The 20,214-nt window shown below is 28.9% G+C and carries 25 protein-coding genes and 2 riboswitches; of the genes, 6 read left to right on the top strand and 19 right to left on the bottom strand.

Going from position 1 to position 20,214, the window contains the following annotated elements; translation table 11 throughout:
* Positions 1–49: 49 nt before the first annotated feature.
* The 3 genes from AC5SMR_RS02245 to AC5SMR_RS02235 all read right to left on the bottom strand — a co-directional run bounded on the left by AC5SMR_RS02245 (position 50) and on the right by AC5SMR_RS02235 (position 2,527).
* Positions 50–634, bottom strand: a complete 585-nt coding sequence (locus tag AC5SMR_RS02245) for an HD domain-containing protein (protein WP_494577213.1) — start codon at positions 632–634, stop codon at positions 50–52.
* Positions 635–688: 54 nt separating this feature from the next.
* Complete coding sequence (locus AC5SMR_RS02240) at positions 689–2,077, bottom strand: S1C family serine protease (RefSeq protein WP_494577212.1); 1,389 nt, start codon at positions 2,075–2,077, stop codon at positions 689–691.
* 78 nt (positions 2,078–2,155) lie between these two features.
* On the bottom strand, positions 2,156–2,527 hold the full coding sequence (locus tag AC5SMR_RS02235; protein WP_494577211.1) for a DUF805 domain-containing protein: 372 nt from the start codon (positions 2,525–2,527) through the stop codon (positions 2,156–2,158).
* Positions 2,528–2,561: 34 nt separating this feature from the next.
* Here AC5SMR_RS02235 and AC5SMR_RS02230 point away from each other — a divergent pair, with 34 nt between their 5' ends.
* Both AC5SMR_RS02230 and AC5SMR_RS02225 read left to right on the top strand, forming a co-directional pair.
* Positions 2,562–3,452, top strand: coding sequence for a hypothetical protein (locus tag AC5SMR_RS02230; RefSeq protein ID WP_494577210.1), 891 nt, complete (start codon positions 2,562–2,564; stop codon positions 3,450–3,452).
* Positions 3,439–4,293, top strand: a complete 855-nt coding sequence (locus tag AC5SMR_RS02225) for a hypothetical protein (protein WP_494577209.1) — start codon at positions 3,439–3,441, stop codon at positions 4,291–4,293. Before AC5SMR_RS02230 ends, AC5SMR_RS02225 begins: the two co-directional genes overlap by 14 nt.
* Here the strand turns inward: AC5SMR_RS02225 and AC5SMR_RS02220 are convergent.
* The 4 genes from AC5SMR_RS02220 to AC5SMR_RS02205 form a co-directional block, all read right to left on the bottom strand.
* Entirely contained in the window at positions 4,290–4,970 is a 681-nt protein-coding gene (locus AC5SMR_RS02220; protein ID WP_494577208.1) for a PrsW family intramembrane metalloprotease, read from the bottom strand. The two genes, AC5SMR_RS02225 and AC5SMR_RS02220, sit on opposite strands and share 4 nt — an antisense overlap.
* 11 nt (positions 4,971–4,981) lie before the next feature.
* Positions 4,982–6,337 (bottom strand): DUF2167 domain-containing protein, encoded by a 1,356-nt coding sequence (locus AC5SMR_RS02215; protein WP_494577207.1) that lies wholly within the window; start codon positions 6,335–6,337, stop codon positions 4,982–4,984.
* A 5-nt stretch (positions 6,338–6,342) separates the two neighbouring features.
* The gene (locus tag AC5SMR_RS02210; protein WP_006996727.1) at positions 6,343–6,981 is read right to left on the bottom strand and encodes a tellurite resistance TerB family protein; all 639 of its coding nucleotides are present in this window, start codon (positions 6,979–6,981) and stop codon (positions 6,343–6,345) included.
* 178 nt (positions 6,982–7,159) lie between these two features.
* On the bottom strand, positions 7,160–7,411 hold the full coding sequence (locus AC5SMR_RS02205; protein ID WP_006996726.1) for a hypothetical protein: 252 nt from the start codon (positions 7,409–7,411) through the stop codon (positions 7,160–7,162).
* 206 nt (positions 7,412–7,617) lie between these two features.
* Between AC5SMR_RS02205 and AC5SMR_RS02200 the strand changes: the two genes are divergently transcribed.
* Together AC5SMR_RS02200 and AC5SMR_RS02195 are read left to right on the top strand one after the other, a co-directional pair.
* On the top strand, positions 7,618–7,782 hold the full coding sequence (locus AC5SMR_RS02200) for a hypothetical protein (protein WP_494577206.1): 165 nt from the start codon (positions 7,618–7,620) through the stop codon (positions 7,780–7,782).
* A gap of 45 nt (positions 7,783–7,827) precedes the next feature.
* Positions 7,828–8,142, top strand: a complete 315-nt coding sequence (locus AC5SMR_RS02195) for a DUF1476 domain-containing protein (RefSeq protein ID WP_494577205.1) — start codon at positions 7,828–7,830, stop codon at positions 8,140–8,142.
* A gap of 381 nt (positions 8,143–8,523) precedes the next feature.
* On the opposite strand, the gene AC5SMR_RS02190 is transcribed toward AC5SMR_RS02195, so the two are convergent.
* On the bottom strand, positions 8,524–9,429 hold the full coding sequence (locus tag AC5SMR_RS02190) for an aminotransferase class IV (RefSeq protein ID WP_494577204.1): 906 nt from the start codon (positions 9,427–9,429) through the stop codon (positions 8,524–8,526).
* A 247-nt stretch (positions 9,430–9,676) separates the two neighbouring features.
* On the opposite strand from AC5SMR_RS02190, the gene AC5SMR_RS02185 reads away from it, so the two are divergent.
* On the top strand, positions 9,677–9,988 hold the full coding sequence (locus AC5SMR_RS02185; protein ID WP_494577203.1) for a hypothetical protein: 312 nt from the start codon (positions 9,677–9,679) through the stop codon (positions 9,986–9,988).
* 71 nt (positions 9,989–10,059) lie between these two features.
* Here AC5SMR_RS02185 and AC5SMR_RS02180 read toward each other — a convergent pair whose 3' ends face one another.
* From AC5SMR_RS02180 to AC5SMR_RS02160, 5 genes are all read right to left on the bottom strand, one after another.
* Positions 10,060–10,245, bottom strand: a complete 186-nt coding sequence (locus AC5SMR_RS02180; protein WP_006996719.1) for a hypothetical protein — start codon at positions 10,243–10,245, stop codon at positions 10,060–10,062.
* 25 nt (positions 10,246–10,270) lie between these two features.
* Positions 10,271–11,614 (bottom strand): NAD(P)/FAD-dependent oxidoreductase, encoded by a 1,344-nt coding sequence (locus AC5SMR_RS02175; protein ID WP_494577202.1) that lies wholly within the window; start codon positions 11,612–11,614, stop codon positions 10,271–10,273.
* A gap of 117 nt (positions 11,615–11,731) precedes the next feature.
* Complete coding sequence (locus tag AC5SMR_RS02170; protein WP_006996717.1) at positions 11,732–12,283, bottom strand: OsmC family protein; 552 nt, start codon at positions 12,281–12,283, stop codon at positions 11,732–11,734.
* Positions 12,284–12,287: 4 nt separating this feature from the next.
* A riboswitch (SAM riboswitch) is annotated at positions 12,288–12,352 on the bottom strand.
* 3 nt (positions 12,353–12,355) lie between these two features.
* Complete coding sequence (locus AC5SMR_RS02165) at positions 12,356–13,417, bottom strand: homocysteine S-methyltransferase family protein (RefSeq protein WP_006996716.1); 1,062 nt, start codon at positions 13,415–13,417, stop codon at positions 12,356–12,358.
* Positions 13,418–13,483: 66 nt separating this feature from the next.
* A riboswitch (SAM riboswitch) is annotated at positions 13,484–13,548 on the bottom strand.
* A 295-nt stretch (positions 13,549–13,843) separates the two neighbouring features.
* On the bottom strand, positions 13,844–14,050 hold the full coding sequence (locus AC5SMR_RS02160; protein WP_006996714.1) for a DUF1737 domain-containing protein: 207 nt from the start codon (positions 14,048–14,050) through the stop codon (positions 13,844–13,846).
* Between the two features lie 447 nt (positions 14,051–14,497).
* On the opposite strand from AC5SMR_RS02160, the gene AC5SMR_RS02155 reads away from it, so the two are divergent.
* A complete protein-coding gene (locus AC5SMR_RS02155) occupies positions 14,498–15,457 on the top strand; it encodes a hypothetical protein (RefSeq protein WP_494577201.1) in 960 nt (319 codons plus the stop codon).
* 361 nt (positions 15,458–15,818) lie between these two features.
* Here AC5SMR_RS02155 and AC5SMR_RS02150 read toward each other — a convergent pair whose 3' ends face one another.
* From AC5SMR_RS02150 to AC5SMR_RS02125, 6 genes are read right to left on the bottom strand one after another with little or no spacing between them, the layout of a single operon-like run.
* The gene (locus tag AC5SMR_RS02150) at positions 15,819–16,793 is read right to left on the bottom strand and encodes a heparin lyase I family protein (protein ID WP_494577200.1); all 975 of its coding nucleotides are present in this window, start codon (positions 16,791–16,793) and stop codon (positions 15,819–15,821) included.
* 6 nt (positions 16,794–16,799) lie between these two features.
* On the bottom strand, positions 16,800–17,990 hold the full coding sequence (locus AC5SMR_RS02145; RefSeq protein WP_494577199.1) for an alginate lyase family protein: 1,191 nt from the start codon (positions 17,988–17,990) through the stop codon (positions 16,800–16,802).
* On the bottom strand, positions 17,991–19,136 hold the full coding sequence (locus AC5SMR_RS02140; protein WP_494577198.1) for a hypothetical protein: 1,146 nt from the start codon (positions 19,134–19,136) through the stop codon (positions 17,991–17,993). It abuts the gene before it with no gap.
* A complete protein-coding gene (locus tag AC5SMR_RS02135) occupies positions 19,133–19,315 on the bottom strand; it encodes a hypothetical protein (protein ID WP_494577197.1) in 183 nt (60 codons plus the stop codon). The genes AC5SMR_RS02140 and AC5SMR_RS02135 overlap by 4 nt, the downstream gene beginning before the upstream one ends.
* 7 nt (positions 19,316–19,322) lie before the next feature.
* On the bottom strand, positions 19,323–19,760 hold the full coding sequence (locus tag AC5SMR_RS02130) for a DUF4396 domain-containing protein (protein ID WP_018414244.1): 438 nt from the start codon (positions 19,758–19,760) through the stop codon (positions 19,323–19,325).
* Between the two features lie 5 nt (positions 19,761–19,765).
* Positions 19,766–20,194, bottom strand: coding sequence for a c-type cytochrome (locus AC5SMR_RS02125; RefSeq protein WP_020169524.1), 429 nt, complete (start codon positions 20,192–20,194; stop codon positions 19,766–19,768).
* Between the last annotated feature and the right edge of the window lie 20 nt (positions 20,195–20,214).

Genomic DNA, 20,214 nt, shown 5'->3' with positions numbered 1-20,214 from the left:
TTGTAAGTCAAATAAACTAACTCAAAAACTATGTATGCTTCAAGTATTGTCATTTTGATGCTGCTCTCTTAATTTCTTTAACTACCATTAAGTAATTATCTTTAAGGACTTTATGACCTTTTAGATGTTTTGAAAATTCTCTGCATAAACTCTCATAATACCAGGCCACTTGCTTAGGAGATGCTGTAAACCTGCTCCATATCTTCTTACCTACTCTTTTATAATCATTAACAATACAGGTACCGTTATGTAATTTATCACAAAGGGATACAAACATAGAAGATTGACCTTTTTTCTTAATATCAGAGATGTATTTCTTTTTTCTTTCTTGCCAGGGTGGTTTTGGAACTACTACGGTATCACTACATTCATCAACTATTTTAGCAACTTTACTACCAAACCGCTTTTTAATTTCTTTTAAAACTCTTAATCCACCTTGATCTTCAACAGCATCATGTAATAAACCTCCTATAGCTTCATCAGTAGTGCCACCACCTTCAATGATATTGTTACTAACTGATACTAAGTGAGTGAAGTAAGGAATTCCTGTTCCTTTACGGTTTTGTTTAAAGTGTATTTTATAAGTAAAATCTAATGCTTTTTTGTATTTTTTTTTATCTATTTTTTTTTCCATTAATTGCTTAATTATAACTTTCTTATTTTAATGATCCAATAGTAATTAAAATTATTATTTACAATGAATAAAAACTGTAGAACTTTCCAGTTCAGAAACTTTAAACTTACCTTTTTTAACATTTACTTTAAGATTATTTGCTTCTAGGAAATCTCTTACTTGACTTGCTTTTATTCCATAGTTCGTATTTTCACTTTCAGCTCCAAAGGCTGCTTTCATAACATCCTTATTTAACTTTGTTACAGCAACACCAACCAAACTTCCATTTACTTTATCAACTATCGGTCCACCACTATTTCCAGGGTTAATAGTAGCATCTAACTGAAACCTTGTACTGTCATTTCCACCACCTTTAAGAGAGTTTATAATTCCTCCAGTGATTTTTAAATCATCGCTAATTGCTTTACCAAATGGAAATCCAGCGACCAAAATACTTTGAGCTTTCTGAGGAGATTTATTTGAAAACTTAATATAGCTTTTATTTTCAATTTTGCCTTTTAGCAAAGCTAAATCTAACTGTTGATCTGATGCTATTAATTTTGCATCAACTTCATCATCATTATAAATAAATTTAATGCTATTTGAATTTTTAATTACATGAAAATTAGTAACTATATGTCCTTTAGCACTTACAAAAAAACCTGAACCAACAGATCCTGTTTTGTTATCATTTTTTTCCATTTTTTTGGGACTTTCAGATTTATCTTGATCAGGATACATAATTTTTCTTAATCGTTTTGGATCTACATATTTTGGGACTGGAGGCCAATATTTATAGGAACTTCTTGATACACCGTATTTTTCTTCCATCATTTTTTGATCATTTGACTCACCTCTAAGTTCTCTGTCTCCTACTTGAGTCACATCATATTCAACTTCAAAATTAACAGGGTAAGAATTATCTCCTGACATAGTATTAATAACAGCTCCTACACCTTTAAATTTTAAAAATTTGTTACCATTTACACTTCCTAGTTTTTTTTTATTATAGGTAAAAATTCCAAATTTAGTGCCATCAATTATTCCATAATCAGCTTCTGGTGGATTAAATATGTCTTTAAAAAAAGACCCTGAAGCCTGCACCATCTTCATTTTATTTTGAATAACATAAGCATGATAATTTTCATTCTCTTTAACCAATCCATACAAAATTGTTCCAAATTGGTTACCTTGAGACCAAACACCCTCTAAATCTTTGGGCTTTTTTTTACTAAAATACGTGGCTATGAAATCTTCTTCTGTAGTTGGATAAATTTTATTACAATTCCAATACTTTGTTTTTGTTTTAATTGTTGGCTTTAAGCTTCCCTCCAGACCTATTTTTTTATTAATCTTATCAATTTGATAAGCACCTTCAGGCATCATTCTTTGTTCGTAATCTTCATAATCAAATTTTAATCCATACAAACTTAGAGTTTTTGGTGATTTCTTTTTTTTAACCATAATTTACACTATTTCTCAAAAATTAAATCTGTCTTTAATTGCATAAAAACCAAACAATCATTCTAAAATAAAATATTCTTACTTTTTTTTCTTTTTTATTTTTTTTGTTAAAGGATTATTCCCATATTGGTTTTTACCTTTAGTGCCATCTCCTAACATAAGAGCTAATACAATCACACTTCCTATAAAAGGAACTAAACTCCAGAAGTAATGAACACCAGATCTTCCCGTGTCATGCAATCTTCTAACACCCACTGTAAATAAGGGAATAAAGATCATAATAATAATCCCAAAAAGAAAGTAGCTAACCGTCTCAGATTCGAAAATAAGAGATATTATAAAGCAAGATGACCAAATTAATTGAAACCACCAAAACTCAGATTTACTAGCCCTACCTTCCATTACAAAGTATTTTTTAAAACAAGTTGATATTGACTCACTTAATGTCATATATTTAACTTAACTAAATCAGTTTGAAAAGACAATGAAAATTATAAATATTTCTTTTTTTTTAAAATCCATTGTTAATAAAAAAAATACAAATAAATTATTATTTTTTATAAATGTAGGAATTTTTTTATCTTTATTTGCAATTACATCTGCTCTAATTACTTTTTACACTGAAAAAAAAATTTCCAATATAGAATTTGAATTAATAAAGCAGCATAATGATAAAAAATATTATAACGATACTTTAGATGAGTTCTCTCAAATTAGAAATGTCTTATATACATGGCAAAAACATGAAAAAGATTTAATAAGTTTATACCAATATAATGCCTCAACTAAACTTGGGGAAAAATTAATAAGTATAAACGATATTTATTTATCTGAATTATATCTAAATCTTGAGTCATATGATGCTAAGTATTTTGATTTTTTTTTAGATGGAAATTTTTTAAATGAATTCATACTGGGTGCAGAAGAATACTACGGGAAAGATTCAAGTACTGTTAAAAATATAACAGAGGATGCTAAAGAACTTAAAAAATATGCTTATATTTTTAAAAAAGATTATTCAAAATCATATGATGAAATCTTTAATTATAATTACTCAACCATGGTTAACGATATGTACTATGGAGAAGAGTTTATTGATACGAATAATCCGATTTATCTTGATTATAAAAATTTTTTTAAAGCAATGGATGTTTTTGATGATTTATTTTTTAGTTTTGAAGTCTTAGCAACTGATCAAGCATCAACAGTTCAGGGAATAATAGATTTTTTAAATGATGAAATTATAAAGTTATCAAAAAGAGAAAATCAAATAATAATTATTGCATTTATATTTCAATTATTAATATTTTTGATTATTCAGTTTTTTGAAGTTGCATCAATCCAAAATGAAATAAGAAAATATGCGAAGAGGTAAATTAAATAAAACTTCGTATTTAATTTTATTAGCATCTGCTATTTTCACTATTTTAGCTTATGTTTCAGATCAAGTTGTTATTAACAAACAAAATAAATCACGAATTTTAGATTTAGAGTATAACGGATTGATCACAAATATAAGTTCTTTAGAAAGATTTTCTTCAACTATTTCAAATATAGGATTTAAAAAAGACTCCTTAATTTCAACAGAACTAAAAAAAAGAAATTTTTTTTTAAAAAGTTTATCTTTATTCAACCTAGAAGAAGAGAGAGATATATCAATGTTACGAGAAGGAGGTAAGGCAATTAATAATATAAAAGTTAGAGCTATAAATTCAACTAGAAATTTAATGTATGATATAGGGTCTATTAGTCTTGATTACACCATAGTTCTAGAAAATGAATTTTTTGATCAAGTAGATAATTTTTCAAAAGAAAAATTTATTGATAATTTAAAAAGAATTATCAACCCTGAAAAATTATATAATAATAATTTAGATATTTTTTGGAATAAAGATTACAAAGATTTTGATAAAAAACTTTTCACTAACGGTATTTCAAAAGATTATGAAATAAAAGATTGGCTTAGTTTTAGAAATTTTAAACTTTTGATAATAGAAAATTTCTATAAAGAAACTGAAAAAATGTATTTATTAGAAGAATACATTGATGAAAAAATTATTAATAATGAAGAAGATTTAAATAATATTTTATTAAAAATAAAAAAAAATAATACAATTAAAAATTATTTTATTCTAACAGGAATCATTTCTCAAATACTTACTTTGTTTTTTTTACTTTTATTGTTTAGGTCTTTAATTAAAAAAAAAATATTCTAAATTTTTTTAATTTCTACTTCGCTTGATTTTTCTCTTTGTAGTTTCTTGAAGTGTGAATGTAGAGCTACAGCATAAATTGTAATCATTCCAACAATTGTTAAATGATAAGGGTGGCTAATAAAATTGTACAATCCATGAATTAGATAGGGGATTAATAAGCACAATATTAAGTATTTCTTATTAGCAGTGAATGAATACATTCCAAAATAAAATCCCATTATACAACCATTTAAACCATGAAGAGGGATGGCAGAATAAGATCTCCATATAGCCATTTGGTAAGGATCTATTTCCCAAAGCTCTGCTAATCTAAACACATAATCATAATTTTCATATGTTGCAAAACCTAGGGATACTGTAACACCATAGACAATTCCATCCATAGGTTCGTTAAACTCGTTTCTTCTTAAGACAACAAAATATAAAATAATAAATTTTAATAATTCCTCACCCCAAGCAGGTCCTAGAAAACTTGAGTAAAGTGCTTCAGATAAATCAGACCCATCATTAAAATTATCATGCATAAAACTATTGATAATTCCTGCTGGTAAACAAATTAAAATACCTAGAAAAAAAACTAAAGCTATTGAGCCTTTGGGCTCTTTAAATCTATCTGATAAAAAAAAATATAATAAGATTAGAATTGATGGAACAATTGTTATTAAAAGAGTGTTCATTTTTGAATATTTTAATTAGTTTTTTTCTTCATACTCTCAATTGTTCGTTCTATTGTTTTTTTATTTTCAGTATTTTCTAGTTTCTCAATCTTTTCAATTAACTCTTGAAAATAAGGAGGATATTTAGAGTCATTTTTTGTACCTTTTAGTAAATTTGAATTAGGGATAAATTTTTTAGCCACTAGTTTTTCTTCAGCTGTATAATCATAATCTCTACAATTTAATTTCAAAGTCCATTTGCTTATAGAAAAACCAGTTTGATCTATATAAGCATATAAACGAACAGGTTTTCCATTTTCAAATTGTAATTTATTTTTGTACTCGTATTTAACTTTATCCCCTTCTTTATCGCCATTTAACTCAATAATATTTGTATAAGCTGCACTATAGGCATTTGTATAAATCTCAGTTTTTTTGAAAGTTTGTCTATCTTCAGGGCCGTACATTCCAGATAAAACATTTACCTCGCCATCTTCAGATATATCTATTATTTCTTGTTTAATTTCAGATACAAGAAAATTTATAACTTTACCTGCAAATCTTGGATAGTCAGCTTCGGTTATTTTTGAAACTTTTAAATCTGATGTTGTAATCAAGCAGTAGGCTATGTGATTAGTTGGGTCAGTTGCTATACCCATTCCATAACTTTTATCGATTAAATTTGTTAACGTATTTGATGAAATATAATCATCTTTTTGAAAATCAGAATAACTATATTCTTTGTTAAATTTTACTCCTGAAGCAATACCTTCAATAACACCAGAATAATAATCAAAAAAATCTTCTGATTCATTTCCATCTCCATATAAAAATATTGTTAATTCGATATACCCTTCTCTACCTAAAATTAAACTTTTATATTCATAAGTAATATCTCCATCTAACCATTCTACTTTATAGGCAAATGTGGATAAATTATTTTCTGAAAAACTTGGTTCTATGAGCCAACTTACTTTCGATATTGAATCTGACATCCTTTTATTCATCGTTTCAAGTAAGTTAGATGAAGTAAAATTCTTAAATCTATCCGCTGTTATATAGCCTGCATCATTATATTCTACGTTAACTTTATAATATTCTTCTCTATCAAATATAATTAATTTTTCATAAACATCTTCAATATTAGTTTCTTGTTCATTAATTAAATCTAAACGTTTTTTAATATTTTCTTTTGAGTCTAAATAAATCTCTGTTTCAATAATTTCTATAGAAGCATTGGCATCTGGAATTATAATTGATGTATTTTCGGGGTTTTCAAGATTTTTCCATCCTATTTTATAATATGGATCATTTAAATCGATCTCGATGGCATTTGAATTAGAAAAAATTAATATTAAAAAAAAAAGGGAAAGTAATAGTTTCTTCATAATGTTTAATTAATTTTTGCTTGATCAAGTTCCGACAAAACACCTTTAACATGTGCTGCTGTCATATCTAATACAGATGCTGTTTTCATTAGCAATTTGCTTTCTTTAGCATCTAAATGACCATCAGATGAAGCTACATAATACATTGCCTTAACAACTAATTCTCTGTGTCTTGCATTTAAATAAGGTTTTATTTTTTTTAAATATTCTTGCACATTTTTTGTACTTTTTTTAACAAGAGCAAGGTTTTTTTCTATTTGATTTTTTGTAAATTTTTTATTGTTTGTGAGCTTATTATAAATATCCGAGACTATATTTAATTCTTCATCCTCAACTTTATTGTCAGCTAAAATCATTAAGCATAAAACATTTTTAAGAGCTTTTTGATATTCGGACTCCATCTCCTCATCATTAAGAGCTGGTTTATAATTTATTACATCTAGATGATAAATACTTTCACATTTTTTACACTCTATATGGTCGTTTTTTTTTCCACTTATTGGAAAAATTGGAATAAAAAATAATGTGAACCAGTCTTGAACATACTTCTTTCCATATTCTTCTTTTAGATTGCAATTTGGACAATGAAACTGTCCACTATCAGTTTCTACTGCTCGGTCTTTTGATCCAAATAATATAAACATTTATTAATTTATAAAAATTAACCTTCTCAAACTAATTAATAAAATTAAAGCTTTTAATAACTAATTTTATCTAGCTTTTATAAAATAAATTCACTCTCAGGTTTAATACAAAGATTGTTAATCTCTACTAAATACTTTGATTATTTTTTAAACAACAAAATTTATTTGCAATAAAATGTTATTGCTTTTTTCTTGAAATTAAAAAAATAATTACAAGAAAAGATATAATCATAACTATAATTCCTTCTGTAGAAAAAATAAAATCTCTTATATCTTGAAATCTTAATAGCCGTATCGGTTGGAAAATATGATAATTTAAATTATCAAATCCACTTGTCATCATTTCTGATAAGCTTTTAAATAAAAGTCTTAATTCATTAAAAAAACCAATAAACCCAAATTTTATTAGCAATATAATAGATTTTATCATTTGTTTTTAAATATATAAACAATTGTTAAAATTATAAGGATTATGACAATCCAAATAGTAAGATTATTTAAGAATTGTTTTAATTTAGAATTAGATTGTAGAAAAGCAGGAAGAACCAATAAAAGAACTCCTATCATATATACTACAGGTAGTAACTGATCCATCATTTCGATAGCTTATCTTAACTCATTTGATAACATTAATGAATGCAAATACTTGGATACATTTTAATTATTTTTGCTGTAGCTGACTTTGGTTCTTCTTACGCCGGTTATAATCTAACTAGTTTTCTAGGAGAAGCATCAAGATTTTCGCCGATCGTGATAGGTTTAATTGGTGGAGCGCTTGTTAATTTAGGTGAAAAAAAATAATTAATTAAAAAATTTAATAATACGTTTGTTAAAAGGGTTAGAGATATGAGCTCATTCGATGATAGAAAAAAAGGATTTGAAGGTAAGTTTGCCCACGATGAAGAAGCTATATTCAAAATTAATGCAAAAAGAAATAAACTTTTAGGTGAGTGGGTAGCAGATAAATTAAAAAAAACTGATAAAGATAAAGAGGACTATATTCTTGAAGTTATAAAATCTGATATGGTTGAGCCTGGAGATGAGGATGTTTTTAGAAAGATTAAAAATGATCTATTGCAGGCTGGTTTTGAAAATATTGATGAAGAAATCAAAAATAAAATGAATGAACTAATGGAAACTGCTAAAAAAGCTTTCTCTTAAACATACCAACACAACAACAAACCTAGAACAACGATCGATAGAAGCTTTTTATATTAATTAAATTTATCCATAATTAATTAATAAAATTATTATAGTGACAGTTATTAACACAGCACTGACAATAATATAATTCAATCTAATATTAAATTTTTTAAAGACTATTTCAGTAATCTTTTCCCAGAATAATACGATTAAGAAGATGATTATAGCTGGCAGAATATATTTGATCATAAGTCCATAATTATTGTGTAAGCTAAATAAGTAAGTTCAATGGTTAATAGTATTTCAAGTCCAGACATAATTTAAATCTACCAAACCTTAAATCAGGTGTCCAGTTGATGGAATGAAGACAAAGATAACTGTTTGTTTAATGTTCATTTTTTACAATATGTCATTTATAGATGTGCTCCACATAGGATCTGAGTGCTTATCCCAATAGAGTTTGTGAATTTTTCTTGTAATATCCCCTACCATTCCTTGTTTAATATTTTCCCCACTTACTTTTGTTATTGGCATTACCCCTCCTGCTGTTGAAGTTGCAAATAATTCTTTAGATGATTTTAACATTTCAATCGTTATAGATTTTTTATTAACTTTGATATTTAGTTCTTTAGCTAAATCAATAACGGTTTGTCTTGTAATTCCTTCTAGTACTCCATGGTCTGGGGTATTAATTCCATTTTCATCAACGGAGAAAATATTAAAGCCTGGGCCTTCAGAGATATTATTATCCTCATCTACTAGTAAAGCAGTATGATGTCCTCTCTCATAAGCATCAAGCATACCGGTGACTAAATCCATCCAATGATAATTTTTAATAGTTGGATCAACTGAACTTGGAGGAATTCTTGTTATATCGGTTAAATATACATCTAATCCTTTTTCAAAATCTTCTGGCTTAAGTATCCAACCAAAGGGTACTGCAAAAGCCATAAAACGTGGTGTCGCTTTACGAGGATCTCTAACAAAGTTTGGAGACATTCCTCTTGTTTGTATCATTTCAACATAAGAGTCTTCAAGATCAGCTTTTTTAACACAGCCTGCTAATATTTTTTTTATTTCTTCACGACTAAGTCTGCATGGCATTCTCAGTTTTTCTGTTGATTTAAAAAAACGATCAATATGTTTATCTAATTGAAAAAATCTATCCTTCCAAACATGGACAACATCATATGTGGCATCAGATCTTAGAAAACCCCAATCTAAAATAGGAATTTTAGCTTCAGAAAGTTGAATGAATTCACCGTTCATCCATGCCGATCCTTTTGGAAAAATATCACTCACCAACAAACCCTACCAATATTCAAATCAGGTGTCTAGGTGATGGAATTAGCTAATACTAGATAGGAATAAAGAGATCTCAGACGTTAGTAATATTTTTATTAAATAATCATAGGTTTCGAGCTCACAGCAAATTTATACAAGAAATAGTTGTATAAAATTTTTGCATACCTAGTGACAAAATATAGTATTTTAAAATTAATCAAAATTTATTAATTTCTAATAATAATAATTAACAAGGGAGATTTATATAATGCAAGCAATATATACCAGAACAATGAGAGTAACGGATGATGGTTTAGGTAAAGCTATGGAGATTTGCCAAGGCTTAGCTAAGCTAAGAAAAAAATATTTTCCTAAACACCAAATCTATTTTTCTTTTCAAGTAGGTGGTGATCCTAGAACAATACGAGAAACTTTAATTGGTACAATGTTTGAAGGAGAAAATGAAGCTGATGCAAAAATGTCAACTGATAAAAAATATCAAAATCTTCAAAAACAATTAAAGAAAGTTGCAGTTGAAGGAACTATAGAAGATGAAATTAGAGTCATTTTTAGTGAATAAACTTAACAATTAACAAAGGAGATAACATGGTGAAAATAGCATTAAAGAGATCTCAGGATTGAGTAATATTGTTATTTAATAATCCAAAAAATAATATTTATTATATAAACCAAAATACCATAAAATAAGAACATTAGAAATTTGTCTTTTCCTGACTTTTCTTTCCAATTCAAAGTAAATAACGCAGCAGGTGATGCAACTAGTAAAATAACCCCAACAACAATTACCAATACTGATAAAATTATAAATACATTCATAAATTAATTTTGATCATACTCTTTCTCAAACATTAAATCTGTCTTTAATTGCATAAAACCACACCGCTAATCTAAAATAAAATGTTCTTAATTGAGGAAAGATAAATTTCTTAGGTAATCCTTTATAAATTTTTGAAATATCTAACTCTTTACTGTTTGATAATACTAACTTAGATAATTGTTTTCCAGTCCAAGGAGCAGCACTCACTCCAACCCCATTATAGCCAAATCCATAATAAATCTCTTCATTATCAATTTTACCAATGGAGGGAGTTAATTTTTGAGATAAAGCAATTAATCCCCGCCAATTATAATCAATATTAATATCTTTCCATTTAGGAAAAATATCTTTTAAAAATTTTTCCATTTTCTTAGACATATTTAAATTAGATTGATCACTGCCACTTAAATCCCCTCTAGTGCCAAATAAAATTCGGTTGTCAGGTAACTTTCGATAATAATATAAAAGATTTTTAGTATTAGCTATTGGAGAAAATGTTTTAAAATTATGTTGGTCAATTTCTTGCTCGGTTAAGGGTTGGGTGACAATAATATTTGAAATTACTGGTAAAATTCTTGAATTCATCTCTGGGATTAAGCCTTCTTGATAGAACCCGTTTGTTGCAACAACTATTTTTTTTGATCGAATAGATCCTTCTTTCGTCCTTAAAATATAAGCACCATTCTCTTTATCAATTTTATCCACTTTAGTGTGCTCGAAGATTTTTAATTGTTTAGATAAAGCATATTTTGCAATGCCATTAACAAATTTAAGAGGATTGATTGCAAAACCAGGTTTATAAGAAAAAGCTCCAAATTGCTCTGTGCCACCATGGCCAATTTTATCAAAGTCTTCTTTTGAATAAATCTCAGTTTCAATGCCAAACTCTTCTCTGTAAGCTGTAGCTTGTTCTTTAATATCTTTAAACTTATTTGGATGATGGGCTACAACGTAATTACTATCCCCCGTTACATCACAATCAATATTATATTCTTGTATAATATCTTTTGTATAATTTGAGCCTTCAACAGAGTTTTTAAAGAACTTTTTAGTTTCATCATTGCCGTAAATAGATTGCATCTTTTTAAAAGACATCTTACTTGGCGGTAGAGAACAGAAACCTGCATTACGAGATGAAGCCCCCCAACCTATTTTTCCAGCTTCAACTAAAATGACCTCTAAATTATGATTTTCTATTAAATTAATTGCACAGGATAAACCGGTGTACCCTCCACCTATTACAACAATTTCTGAGCTGACATCTTTATTAAGTTTATCTAGATTTAAATTTTCGCTTGAATGATCTTCCCAATAACTACTAACTGGGGTGTTAAATTGATAAATATCAGAATGATAAATATTTTTCATTAACAAGACCCTAGCACGCAATTAATACTTAATTCTAGTCAAACTTCTAATTTTTTAGGATTTGAAATGAACTTAAAAGACTTAAGCCCTATTTTCATAGGGCTTAAATTAGATTAGTTAAGCAGCACTTGCTCTTTGCTCTATGTGCTCTTTATTATTAGAACTTGAAGAAACCTTTTGAAACAATTTAATAGGAACTCCTTTTGATAAAATATCTAATACCGGGCAATGTGTATTTACCGTATCAATCAATTTATCTATTTCTGCTTTAGGTGATGAAGATTTAATATCAACAGTACCAGAGATGGATTGAAAGCCAGGTCTAGTGTTTTTATTTAAAGCTAAAAAACCCTGAAGATCTAATTCACCTTTTAATTTAACACTAACACTCTCAATATTAATACCCGCTGCTGTAGCAAATGCTTTATAGGTTATCTCCTGACACGTTGCTAACGCTGCTAATATTAACTCTACTGGGCTGGGTCCCTCATCTTTTCCACCAAAACTTTTGGGTTCATCAACAACTAATTTATGCTCTCTAAGAGTGACTACAGATTGAAGTCCTTCTTTAAGAATTGAATTGCTTTCATATTGGACCACAGCATTTTTTGGGTTGGCTGTAAAATCCTTCTGTAGATTACTTATTGTTTCTTTTAGATTGTTACTCATTTTTTTTCTCCTGTTTTAGTGCTTCGACATATGTCAGGCGCACAATTTAGTTAAATGCCCTTCTTAATTTATTTACGCTTTGTCTCCATATTCAGTCATATGTTTTGGAATTCTTTTATTTTTTCCATACATAAAATGATTTTCCATGTTCTCTCGATATTTACTTGCTGGAACAGTTAAACCAATTGACTCAGCAACTTCCCTAATCAACATTGGGTTTGCTCCACAACATACTCCAAGGTAATTAATACCTAGCTCATAAGCATCTTTTGCAAATTTACCTATTTCATATCTATTACAAAAGTGTGGGTCCAATGCTGTTGGAAACGTTCTTCCATGAGGTGATGGACACTGACAATTGCTTCGATCTGGTAGATTAAAAAATGTTGGGTAATCTTCACTGGTTCTATAAGGAATAGGTAAAGCTCCAACATGACATTTAACTGCTTTTCTAATTTCTTTTAAAAAAGGAAACATGGTAGCAGGTCCTCTAAAACAATTTAAACCAACAACATCAGCCCCTAATTGCTCTAGCTCTTTACAGGTATCAACAACAGATTTTCCATCTCTCATTTTATTTTCACCCATTGGAGATATAGTTAATACAGTTGGTAAACCTGTTTTTTTCATTATCTCTAAAGCTTTAAAAGCTTCTTCAGCATAATAAAAAGTTTCACCAATTAACATATCAGCACCTTCTTCAACGGCCCAACCAATCATTTCTGTAAACATTCCTTCAACTTCTTTTTGAGATTGTGGATCATTATGTTTCCAGATATTTGAATTTGAAATATTACCTGCCATCAAATTTGGTTTTGATCCTTTAGGAGTATCTAGTGCTACTTTTTTAGCAATTTTTAATGCTGAACGATTTAGTGGTTCAAGAAGTTCTTCTTTACCAATAACACGCATTTTTTCTCTGTGTCCATTATAAGTAAAGGCCTCAACTACATCAGATCCTGCGTGTTGAAATTCTCTATGTAAGTTCTCTAAAACTTCAGGATGATCTAATGACACCATTGGAACAAATTCCCCTGATGACATGTAGCCACGTCTTTCTATCTCAAATAAAAAACCTTCTGCGCATATAACAGGTCCTTTATCTAATCTTTCTTTTAATTTATTTGTGCTCATTTTTTTTCCTCTTGTTTTGGAGAAAAAAGGTCACAAAATAATAAGAGGTTATATTCATAGGCCTCTTTTCTCCTTTTTAGTGCTTAAGCAAATGCAGGGCGCACAATATGGTTCAACTGCCCGGCTTAATTTTATGAAAGATAAAAAAAAACCACCTGTCTAAAGCGGTGGTTGAAGCGTCGCTTTAGCAGGATTTATAACGCGCTCTGCAATTTAACTTAAATCAGCGCAACTAAATATAATCAACTTTCTCTCAAACTGTCAATTGAAAAAATAAATAATAGTTAAAATTATGAGAATAATGACAATCCAAATACTAAGATTAGTTAAAAACTGCTTTAATTTAGAATTAGATTGTAGAAAAGCTGGGAGTACTAATAAGAGTATCCCTAGCATATAAACAAAGGGTATTATCTGATCTGCCATTTATATCGATGATAACTTCATCTTTTTGGAATACTTTTTCTGAGGTGAATTTTTTATAACTGCTTGAGCACAACGCATGACCCCTCTTTTTTTATCAAAAGTCATTTTGGGTTCACCATACAATTTCCATCCATTGGATATGGCCTCCGTTACACGATGGCAAAATTCTGAAGTGTCGTCACTTGTAATAAATCTATAACCTTTCATAATCAGACCCTAACAAGTCCTAAATCGGGTGTCTATATCTAGGACGATTATTACTTAATGAAATAGTAAGATTAGTTAAGAATTTTTGTAATAGAGAATCTTTTAAATACTTTTATCAGTAAATTCATATAACTCATTAAGCGTTATAGTTGTGTTAATTATAAGCCTATATTAAATGAAATTTAAGTCATTATTCAGCTAGACAAAATCATTAATTAATATACATCACGATGAATCAACTCCTCTTAAAACTTATTATTAAATTCTCTAGCTAGATTTTAACTTCGAATAATATAAAGATTGATGAATCAACTCTCCCCAAAGTAAACTAATAAACTTAACTATAGATATATTTTTACCAACCTATTAAATCGACCTTAAGACTAAGAATCGTTCGAAATGAAAAACAATAAAAAAAACATAAAATAGGAAAATAGAAAAATGGAAATGACCTTAATATATACGATAGTAGGCTTTGCTTTAGCGGGGTACAGTGTTATTGCAAATGACTCAATTCAAACATTGGGAACTTTTATCGCGTCAAAACAAAAATGGTTTAAATGGTACACTCTTGCTAGTGCAGCATCATTTGTAATGATACTTGCTATTACTTGGGGTTGGTACAGTAATAATGGAGATATCTCTTACGGTAGATTAACAAGAATACCTTTCCAAGAAATACAATGGTATCACGCTGTGGCACCAGGAATACTTCTAATATTAACAAGAATAGGAATACCGGTTTCAACAACCTTCTTAGTTTTATCAGCTTTTGCATCAACGGTGGTGCTTGAGAAGATGCTTATGAAAAGTGTTGTCGGCTATGGTTTAGCTGCAACGGCTGCTTATATTTGCTGGGTCGTTATTTCAAAATTTATTAATGAAAAACTAGATGAAGTTGAAGACAAATGGATTGGCTTTTGGCGTAACTCTGTTTGGGTAACTTCTGCTTGGTTATGGTGGGTTTGGTTATCTCATGATGTAGCTAACATTGCAGTTTATCTTCCAAGACAAATTGATGTTAACTTATTATTAATTGTACTAGCTTACTTTACAGCACTACTTTTTTATATCTTCTACATTCATGGTGGAACTATTCAAAAGGTTGTCTTAGAGAAAACTGGCACAAGGTACGCAAGATCAGCAACCATAATCAATATTATTTATGCTGCGGTTCTTTATTATTTTAAAGAACTTAATGACTTACCAATGTCAACAACTTGGGTGTTTGTTGGACTATTGTGTGGAAGAGAATTAGCAATCGCATCAATGAATAGTGATTATAAATTCAAATATGTGTTTCCACTAATTGGTAAAGACTTTCTTAAAATGACTATAGGATTGACGGTGTCAGTTGCAATTGTACTTGCAATTCACTACATCATTATTCCTAACAATTGGTTTTAAGGAAGTAAGACATAACATTGTAATTATTAGCTCTAAGCATTTAATTTATTGCTTAGGGCTTAATAATTTAATCTAAGCTGAGCAATTCAAGTATTAGCTATTTAAGCTTAAACCGTGAACAGAGAAATTTAAAGATCAAATAGTTAAATTTACCAAGACCATAAAAATTAGGTGCAGTTTTTTTAGTCTTTAATTTTTTAGCTTTTTTCTTCTTCATAACCAATATGGTTTTGTGTTTCGCTTGAATGTTTCAGATTATAACAATCTGTGCAAAGTAAGATCACCTCTGGTCCTGAGCTTACTTGTGTTAAGATGGCTGTATCATCTCCGCATTCACTGCACCCTGATAAACGTTTTTTCACTATTTATCGTTTTCTATTAAACTCATTACCTCTTCTTTTGAATTTCCAAATGCAATTGCATCAAGAGCAATAGACATAAGTTCCACAGAATCTTTCCCATATTTTTCAATTCTAGGTTTTGATCTAGTTGTAACATGACCAAATTTTAAATAACAACTTCCACTTTTTCTTAAATTTGGATTAAATGTTGGACCTTTATGATCTGCTTTAAGTTCTCCATCTATATAAACTTTAAAAAAACCATCGTCATTATCCTCGTGCTTAATATGCAATAAAACAGATGTCCATTCAGATGATCCATAGTTTTGGTTTGGTTGATATTCTTTTAAAGTAAAGTTTTTCCATTTATCATTTTTTCCACCACCGTATGCCCAAGAGTCAGGGCTTTCTTTATATAATCCAGGTTGTTGTAGATTTATTGATAATGATGGCACATCTTTAAATTTTGAAATTGGATAAAAACCCATCATAAAAATATTCCAACCATCTTTACCAAAACATTGCATAAAGATATTTCTAGTAGGTTTTTTGATATTATTATTATTTCCAAAAAGTATATTGTTTACTGGTTTTACAGCAACGTGAATAAAAACCTCATCTCCCTTTTTGAAAGTAGTTTTTTTTGTATCGGTAAATTCAGTTCTTGTTGTTCCGTCAGTATGTTTGCAGTCATTGTGTCCCTGCATTCTTTTGCATTGACTAAAGCTAGGAGTAAAAAGATAAAAATTATTCCCTTTAAAGGCAGAGTTACTATCTGTAATAATGGCATATGTTCCATCTTTAGTTTTGCTTCCGGATCTTTTAAATTTCCCTATTCCAGGAACTTTTAAATCTTTAGTTGGTAATGATTTAATTTTGAAATCTGAATTGTTAGTTATAACTGAAACTATTTTTTTTATTTTTGGATCAATTTTTGCATATACATTACCACTCAACAACAAACTCAGAATTATGATCTCTAAAATCTTTTTCATTTTAGTTTATTTAAGAAAATGACAATTAGCTTCAACGACAGTCCATGAAGCATCATTAAACTTAGTTTTTCCAATATTTTTATAATGATACAAAAAACCCTTCTGATATTTGTTTAAATTATCTTCATTAGCCCACTCTTCAATTCTTTTTATATTTTCATGATTTGGAAACCTTGTTGCATAAGCATAAAACCAACCCCAGTTAGAACTATTTATCATTTTTAAATCTTGATTTTTATAATCTTTAGCAGGTCCAGGTGCTTTCATTTCTTTAGCATACTTAAATACAATTTCGTTATTTTCAGAAAAATCTAAAAAAAATTTTACCACATTATGAAAATTTTTACCCTTACCTTTGTGATCGTATTTCCAAATATTATATCCTTGGTTTTCAGCAATAATTGCTATTACCGAAAGAGCATTCATCGCCCTTCCTTGATAAAACATTGCTCTTCCACCTCTTCTCACTTCTATAGGTAAACTTCCATTTTTTCTCTGATATCTAATTGCATGTTCGTAATTTTTAAATGCTTTTCTAAAAAGTTTATGATCATTTAAAATAATACCAAGTTGCATATGAGATATTGCAGAAGTCAATGCATGGTTGTGGGCACTTTTAGGAACACCTCTTGCTCCTGTATTATCTTTATATTTTTTTCCATACATTAAATGAGCTCCTCTTTTTACAGATCTCCTAAACCATTCTTTAATTATTTTTTCTTCCTCTGCAGAAAAATCAATCACCTGCCTTGCAAATGAATACCCTGACATCATCGGGTTATTAATATGAAGATTTATTGTTAATGTGTCATTCCAAAATTTACTTTCTCCATTATCAGAACCTTTTCTTTTGGGTGCATCTGCTTTTGCCCAATTCAAAATTATTTCTTTAACTTTTTCACATGATTTAACATCACCTAATCCACATGGCATGCTAAACTTTTCAAATTGTTGTCTCACTCGATCAAAGCGATCATCTAAACCATAACCTTTTGGAGCGTCTAGAGTTGGTATTGGATCAAGTATAAAATTAGGCTGGTATGATTGAGAACCAACACAGGTATCTTCATTTGATTTAATTGGAAAAATTATTTTTGAATTTGTAACAACAGCTTCTTTTTTAATTTTCTTAAATTCTGAAGCTAAACTTAAATTAGGGATTAAAAAAATTATTAATAATAAAATTACTTTTTTCATTTAGCCTTTAATTACTGAGTGAACAATTTTTTTCCAATTATAATTTCTATACAGTGAGCTGACTACTATTATTCTTTTATTATCTAGATCGATTAATATTTGCTGACCTGCAAATCCACTCAATCCTAAAATTTTTCTTGTCTTATCAATTCCAAAAATATCAAAATGGATTTGACCACCATATGATTTTGTATATAGACCCACATCAGTTGCTTTTTTTGTATTATCTTTTTTTTGAACTCTATTTTCGTAAATAGTTTTTAAATATTTACCAGCACAAGTATCGTTATGCCAATCATCCATCATGGTTTTAGCAATTCTTAGGTAATCATATCTATCTGCATAAAAAGAGTATCTTGCAGAAACAAAATCATCATATTTTAAATACTTTCTAGATTTTGAAAAATAAACACTATTTTTAACTCCAACGTGTTCATTAAAAACTTTATGCAATAATTTGTCCCAATCAGCGCCAGTCTTATGTTTCACATAATTCATAATCACATTAGTGGTCAAGGCACTATAATTATAAATCAGTTTGCTTTTTTCAGAACCTCTTAAATAGACGTTCATAACTTTCATTAAGCCAATAACATTTACATTTTCTTTCTTTGGACCTTTAATTCTATTATCTGAACCATTCTTCATTCTCTCACCAACCCATTTTTGGTCACCACCTTTCATATTTAGAAGATCAAGTAATACCGAGTTATCATACAATGTACTTTTTATTAATGGCCAGTCATCTAATTTTACATTTACGTTATCAATATAACCTTCACAAATAGCGTGCCCTGTTACGTAAGAAACTAAACTTTTACCCATTGAATGAGATGGTAATAAACCATTAATTATTGTATCTCCGCTGCTAACTTTTTTAGGAATATCAGACACATCGATAACAATTTTATCGTCCTCAAATAACAAATAACTAATTATCCCAGTTTTTTTATTATTTTTAAATTCTTTTAAAACGTCTTTATCTTCTCTTAAGTTTGATTGAAATTTGTAATGATTTTCTGAACCTTTTACTTCCCACTCTTTATAATCTAAAAAAGGATAATCCCAGGTTCTCTTATTTTTATTTGCAAAAGTTATATTGCTAACGAGCAAACTCAGAATTATGATTCCTAAAAGTTTTTTCATTTACGTTTAACTCTAGTTATTTCATTAATTCTATCAATATAATTTTTTATCTCGGGGTTATCTTGAGCTTTATTATCTTGTTTGGGGTTTTTCTTCCTTTGGTAATAATAATAGATAGGCATAACAACAGATAAGGCAACGATAATAATTGCTAATATGATTTCAGATGTTGTAACCATTTAATATTTAATGACAGGCTTGATTGAATTTTTTAAGTCTCCAATAATTATAAGGCCATGGTGTTAAAAATCCCGCAGTTAACATAATAGGTACCACCCACCAAGTTAGCATCGCTCCACCGGTTAAAAAATAATCTGTAGCGTTCATAGAAATTTCCATACTAACCATTGAGATGAAACTCATTCCACAGGCGGTCTTTAAAGCATTAATTAATTTAAAATTTTGTCTCATTAAAATAAAAGTTTCAAGCATAATGCTGGTTAATAAACCATTTATGATTGCTAAAGTCATAATACCTAATACTGGAAAAGGAATTTTACTTAATTGAAAAAATAGTATGGTTCCAAAGTCACCAATTGCACAGCCGATAACACACCACATCGTATTCTTAGCACTTTTTCGCCACGTGTGTTTACACGACCAATGAAATGTATCAGTTGCCATTTAATTTATTTACTTAAATTTATTTGATGTTTGTAATAATCATCAGGCCAAAAACTTTTAATGTAGGCTAAAACTGAATCTATATCTTTGTCATTTAATTTATCTCCAAAACCACCCATTTTGCCTTCATAGTCACTAATTATTCCAACTAACCCGTATTTAATAATTTTATGTAATGTCTCATCATCATGATGCCAAGTGTGACCCGTACCATTTAAAGGTGGCGCTTTTCTATGGCCGTCTTCATCAACGCCCTTCCAATTTTCAGCACCTGATAAATTAACTTGATGACAACTTGCACAATTGTTTTGGTAGGCAATTTTACCTCTAGCAATCATTAATTCAGAATCTCTCGTGATTGGATAATGATTATCAGAATAAGAAAAGCTACTTAATGATATAAGTAGAGTTAAAATTAGAAGTATTTTTTTCATAACTAATAAATTTATATATT

The organism is Candidatus Pelagibacter sp. PS_28 (assembly GCF_059417885.1).
The sequence above is the reverse complement of the archived record's forward strand: the minus strand, read 5'-3'. Positions and strand labels throughout refer to the sequence as shown.

Excerpts from the sequence above, each read along its gene's own strand:
- AC5SMR_RS02245 (WP_494577213.1), bottom strand. The coding sequence starts at position 634 with ATGGAAAAAAAAATAGATAAAAAAAAATACAAAAAAGCATTAGATTTT.
- AC5SMR_RS02240 (WP_494577212.1), bottom strand. The coding sequence starts at position 2,077 with ATGGTTAAAAAAAAGAAATCACCAAAAACTCTAAGTTTGTATGGATTA.
- AC5SMR_RS02235 (WP_494577211.1), bottom strand. The coding sequence starts at position 2,527 with ATGACATTAAGTGAGTCAATATCAACTTGTTTTAAAAAATACTTTGTA.
- AC5SMR_RS02230 (WP_494577210.1), top strand. The coding sequence starts at position 2,562 with ATGAAAATTATAAATATTTCTTTTTTTTTAAAATCCATTGTTAATAAA.
- AC5SMR_RS02225 (WP_494577209.1), top strand. The coding sequence starts at position 3,439 with ATGCGAAGAGGTAAATTAAATAAAACTTCGTATTTAATTTTATTAGCA.
- AC5SMR_RS02220 (WP_494577208.1), bottom strand. The coding sequence starts at position 4,970 with ATGAACACTCTTTTAATAACAATTGTTCCATCAATTCTAATCTTATTA.
- AC5SMR_RS02215 (WP_494577207.1), bottom strand. The coding sequence starts at position 6,337 with ATGAAGAAACTATTACTTTCCCTTTTTTTTTTAATATTAATTTTTTCT.
- AC5SMR_RS02210 (WP_006996727.1), bottom strand. The coding sequence starts at position 6,981 with ATGTTTATATTATTTGGATCAAAAGACCGAGCAGTAGAAACTGATAGT.
- AC5SMR_RS02205 (WP_006996726.1), bottom strand. The coding sequence starts at position 7,411 with ATGATAAAATCTATTATATTGCTAATAAAATTTGGGTTTATTGGTTTT.
- AC5SMR_RS02200 (WP_494577206.1), top strand. The coding sequence starts at position 7,618 with ATGCAAATACTTGGATACATTTTAATTATTTTTGCTGTAGCTGACTTT.
- AC5SMR_RS02195 (WP_494577205.1), top strand. The coding sequence starts at position 7,828 with ATGAGCTCATTCGATGATAGAAAAAAAGGATTTGAAGGTAAGTTTGCC.
- AC5SMR_RS02185 (WP_494577203.1), top strand. The coding sequence starts at position 9,677 with ATGCAAGCAATATATACCAGAACAATGAGAGTAACGGATGATGGTTTA.
- AC5SMR_RS02180 (WP_006996719.1), bottom strand. The coding sequence starts at position 10,245 with ATGAATGTATTTATAATTTTATCAGTATTGGTAATTGTTGTTGGGGTT.
- AC5SMR_RS02175 (WP_494577202.1), bottom strand. The coding sequence starts at position 11,614 with ATGAAAAATATTTATCATTCTGATATTTATCAATTTAACACCCCAGTT.
- AC5SMR_RS02170 (WP_006996717.1), bottom strand. The coding sequence starts at position 12,283 with ATGAGTAACAATCTAAAAGAAACAATAAGTAATCTACAGAAGGATTTT.
- AC5SMR_RS02165 (WP_006996716.1), bottom strand. The coding sequence starts at position 13,417 with ATGAGCACAAATAAATTAAAAGAAAGATTAGATAAAGGACCTGTTATA.
- AC5SMR_RS02160 (WP_006996714.1), bottom strand. The coding sequence starts at position 14,050 with ATGAAAGGTTATAGATTTATTACAAGTGACGACACTTCAGAATTTTGC.
- AC5SMR_RS02155 (WP_494577201.1), top strand. The coding sequence starts at position 14,498 with ATGACCTTAATATATACGATAGTAGGCTTTGCTTTAGCGGGGTACAGT.
- AC5SMR_RS02150 (WP_494577200.1), bottom strand. The coding sequence starts at position 16,793 with ATGAAAAAGATTTTAGAGATCATAATTCTGAGTTTGTTGTTGAGTGGT.
- AC5SMR_RS02145 (WP_494577199.1), bottom strand. The coding sequence starts at position 17,990 with ATGAAAAAAGTAATTTTATTATTAATAATTTTTTTAATCCCTAATTTA.
- AC5SMR_RS02140 (WP_494577198.1), bottom strand. The coding sequence starts at position 19,136 with ATGAAAAAACTTTTAGGAATCATAATTCTGAGTTTGCTCGTTAGCAAT.
- AC5SMR_RS02135 (WP_494577197.1), bottom strand. The coding sequence starts at position 19,315 with ATGGTTACAACATCTGAAATCATATTAGCAATTATTATCGTTGCCTTA.
- AC5SMR_RS02130 (WP_018414244.1), bottom strand. The coding sequence starts at position 19,760 with ATGGCAACTGATACATTTCATTGGTCGTGTAAACACACGTGGCGAAAA.
- AC5SMR_RS02125 (WP_020169524.1), bottom strand. The coding sequence starts at position 20,194 with ATGAAAAAAATACTTCTAATTTTAACTCTACTTATATCATTAAGTAGC.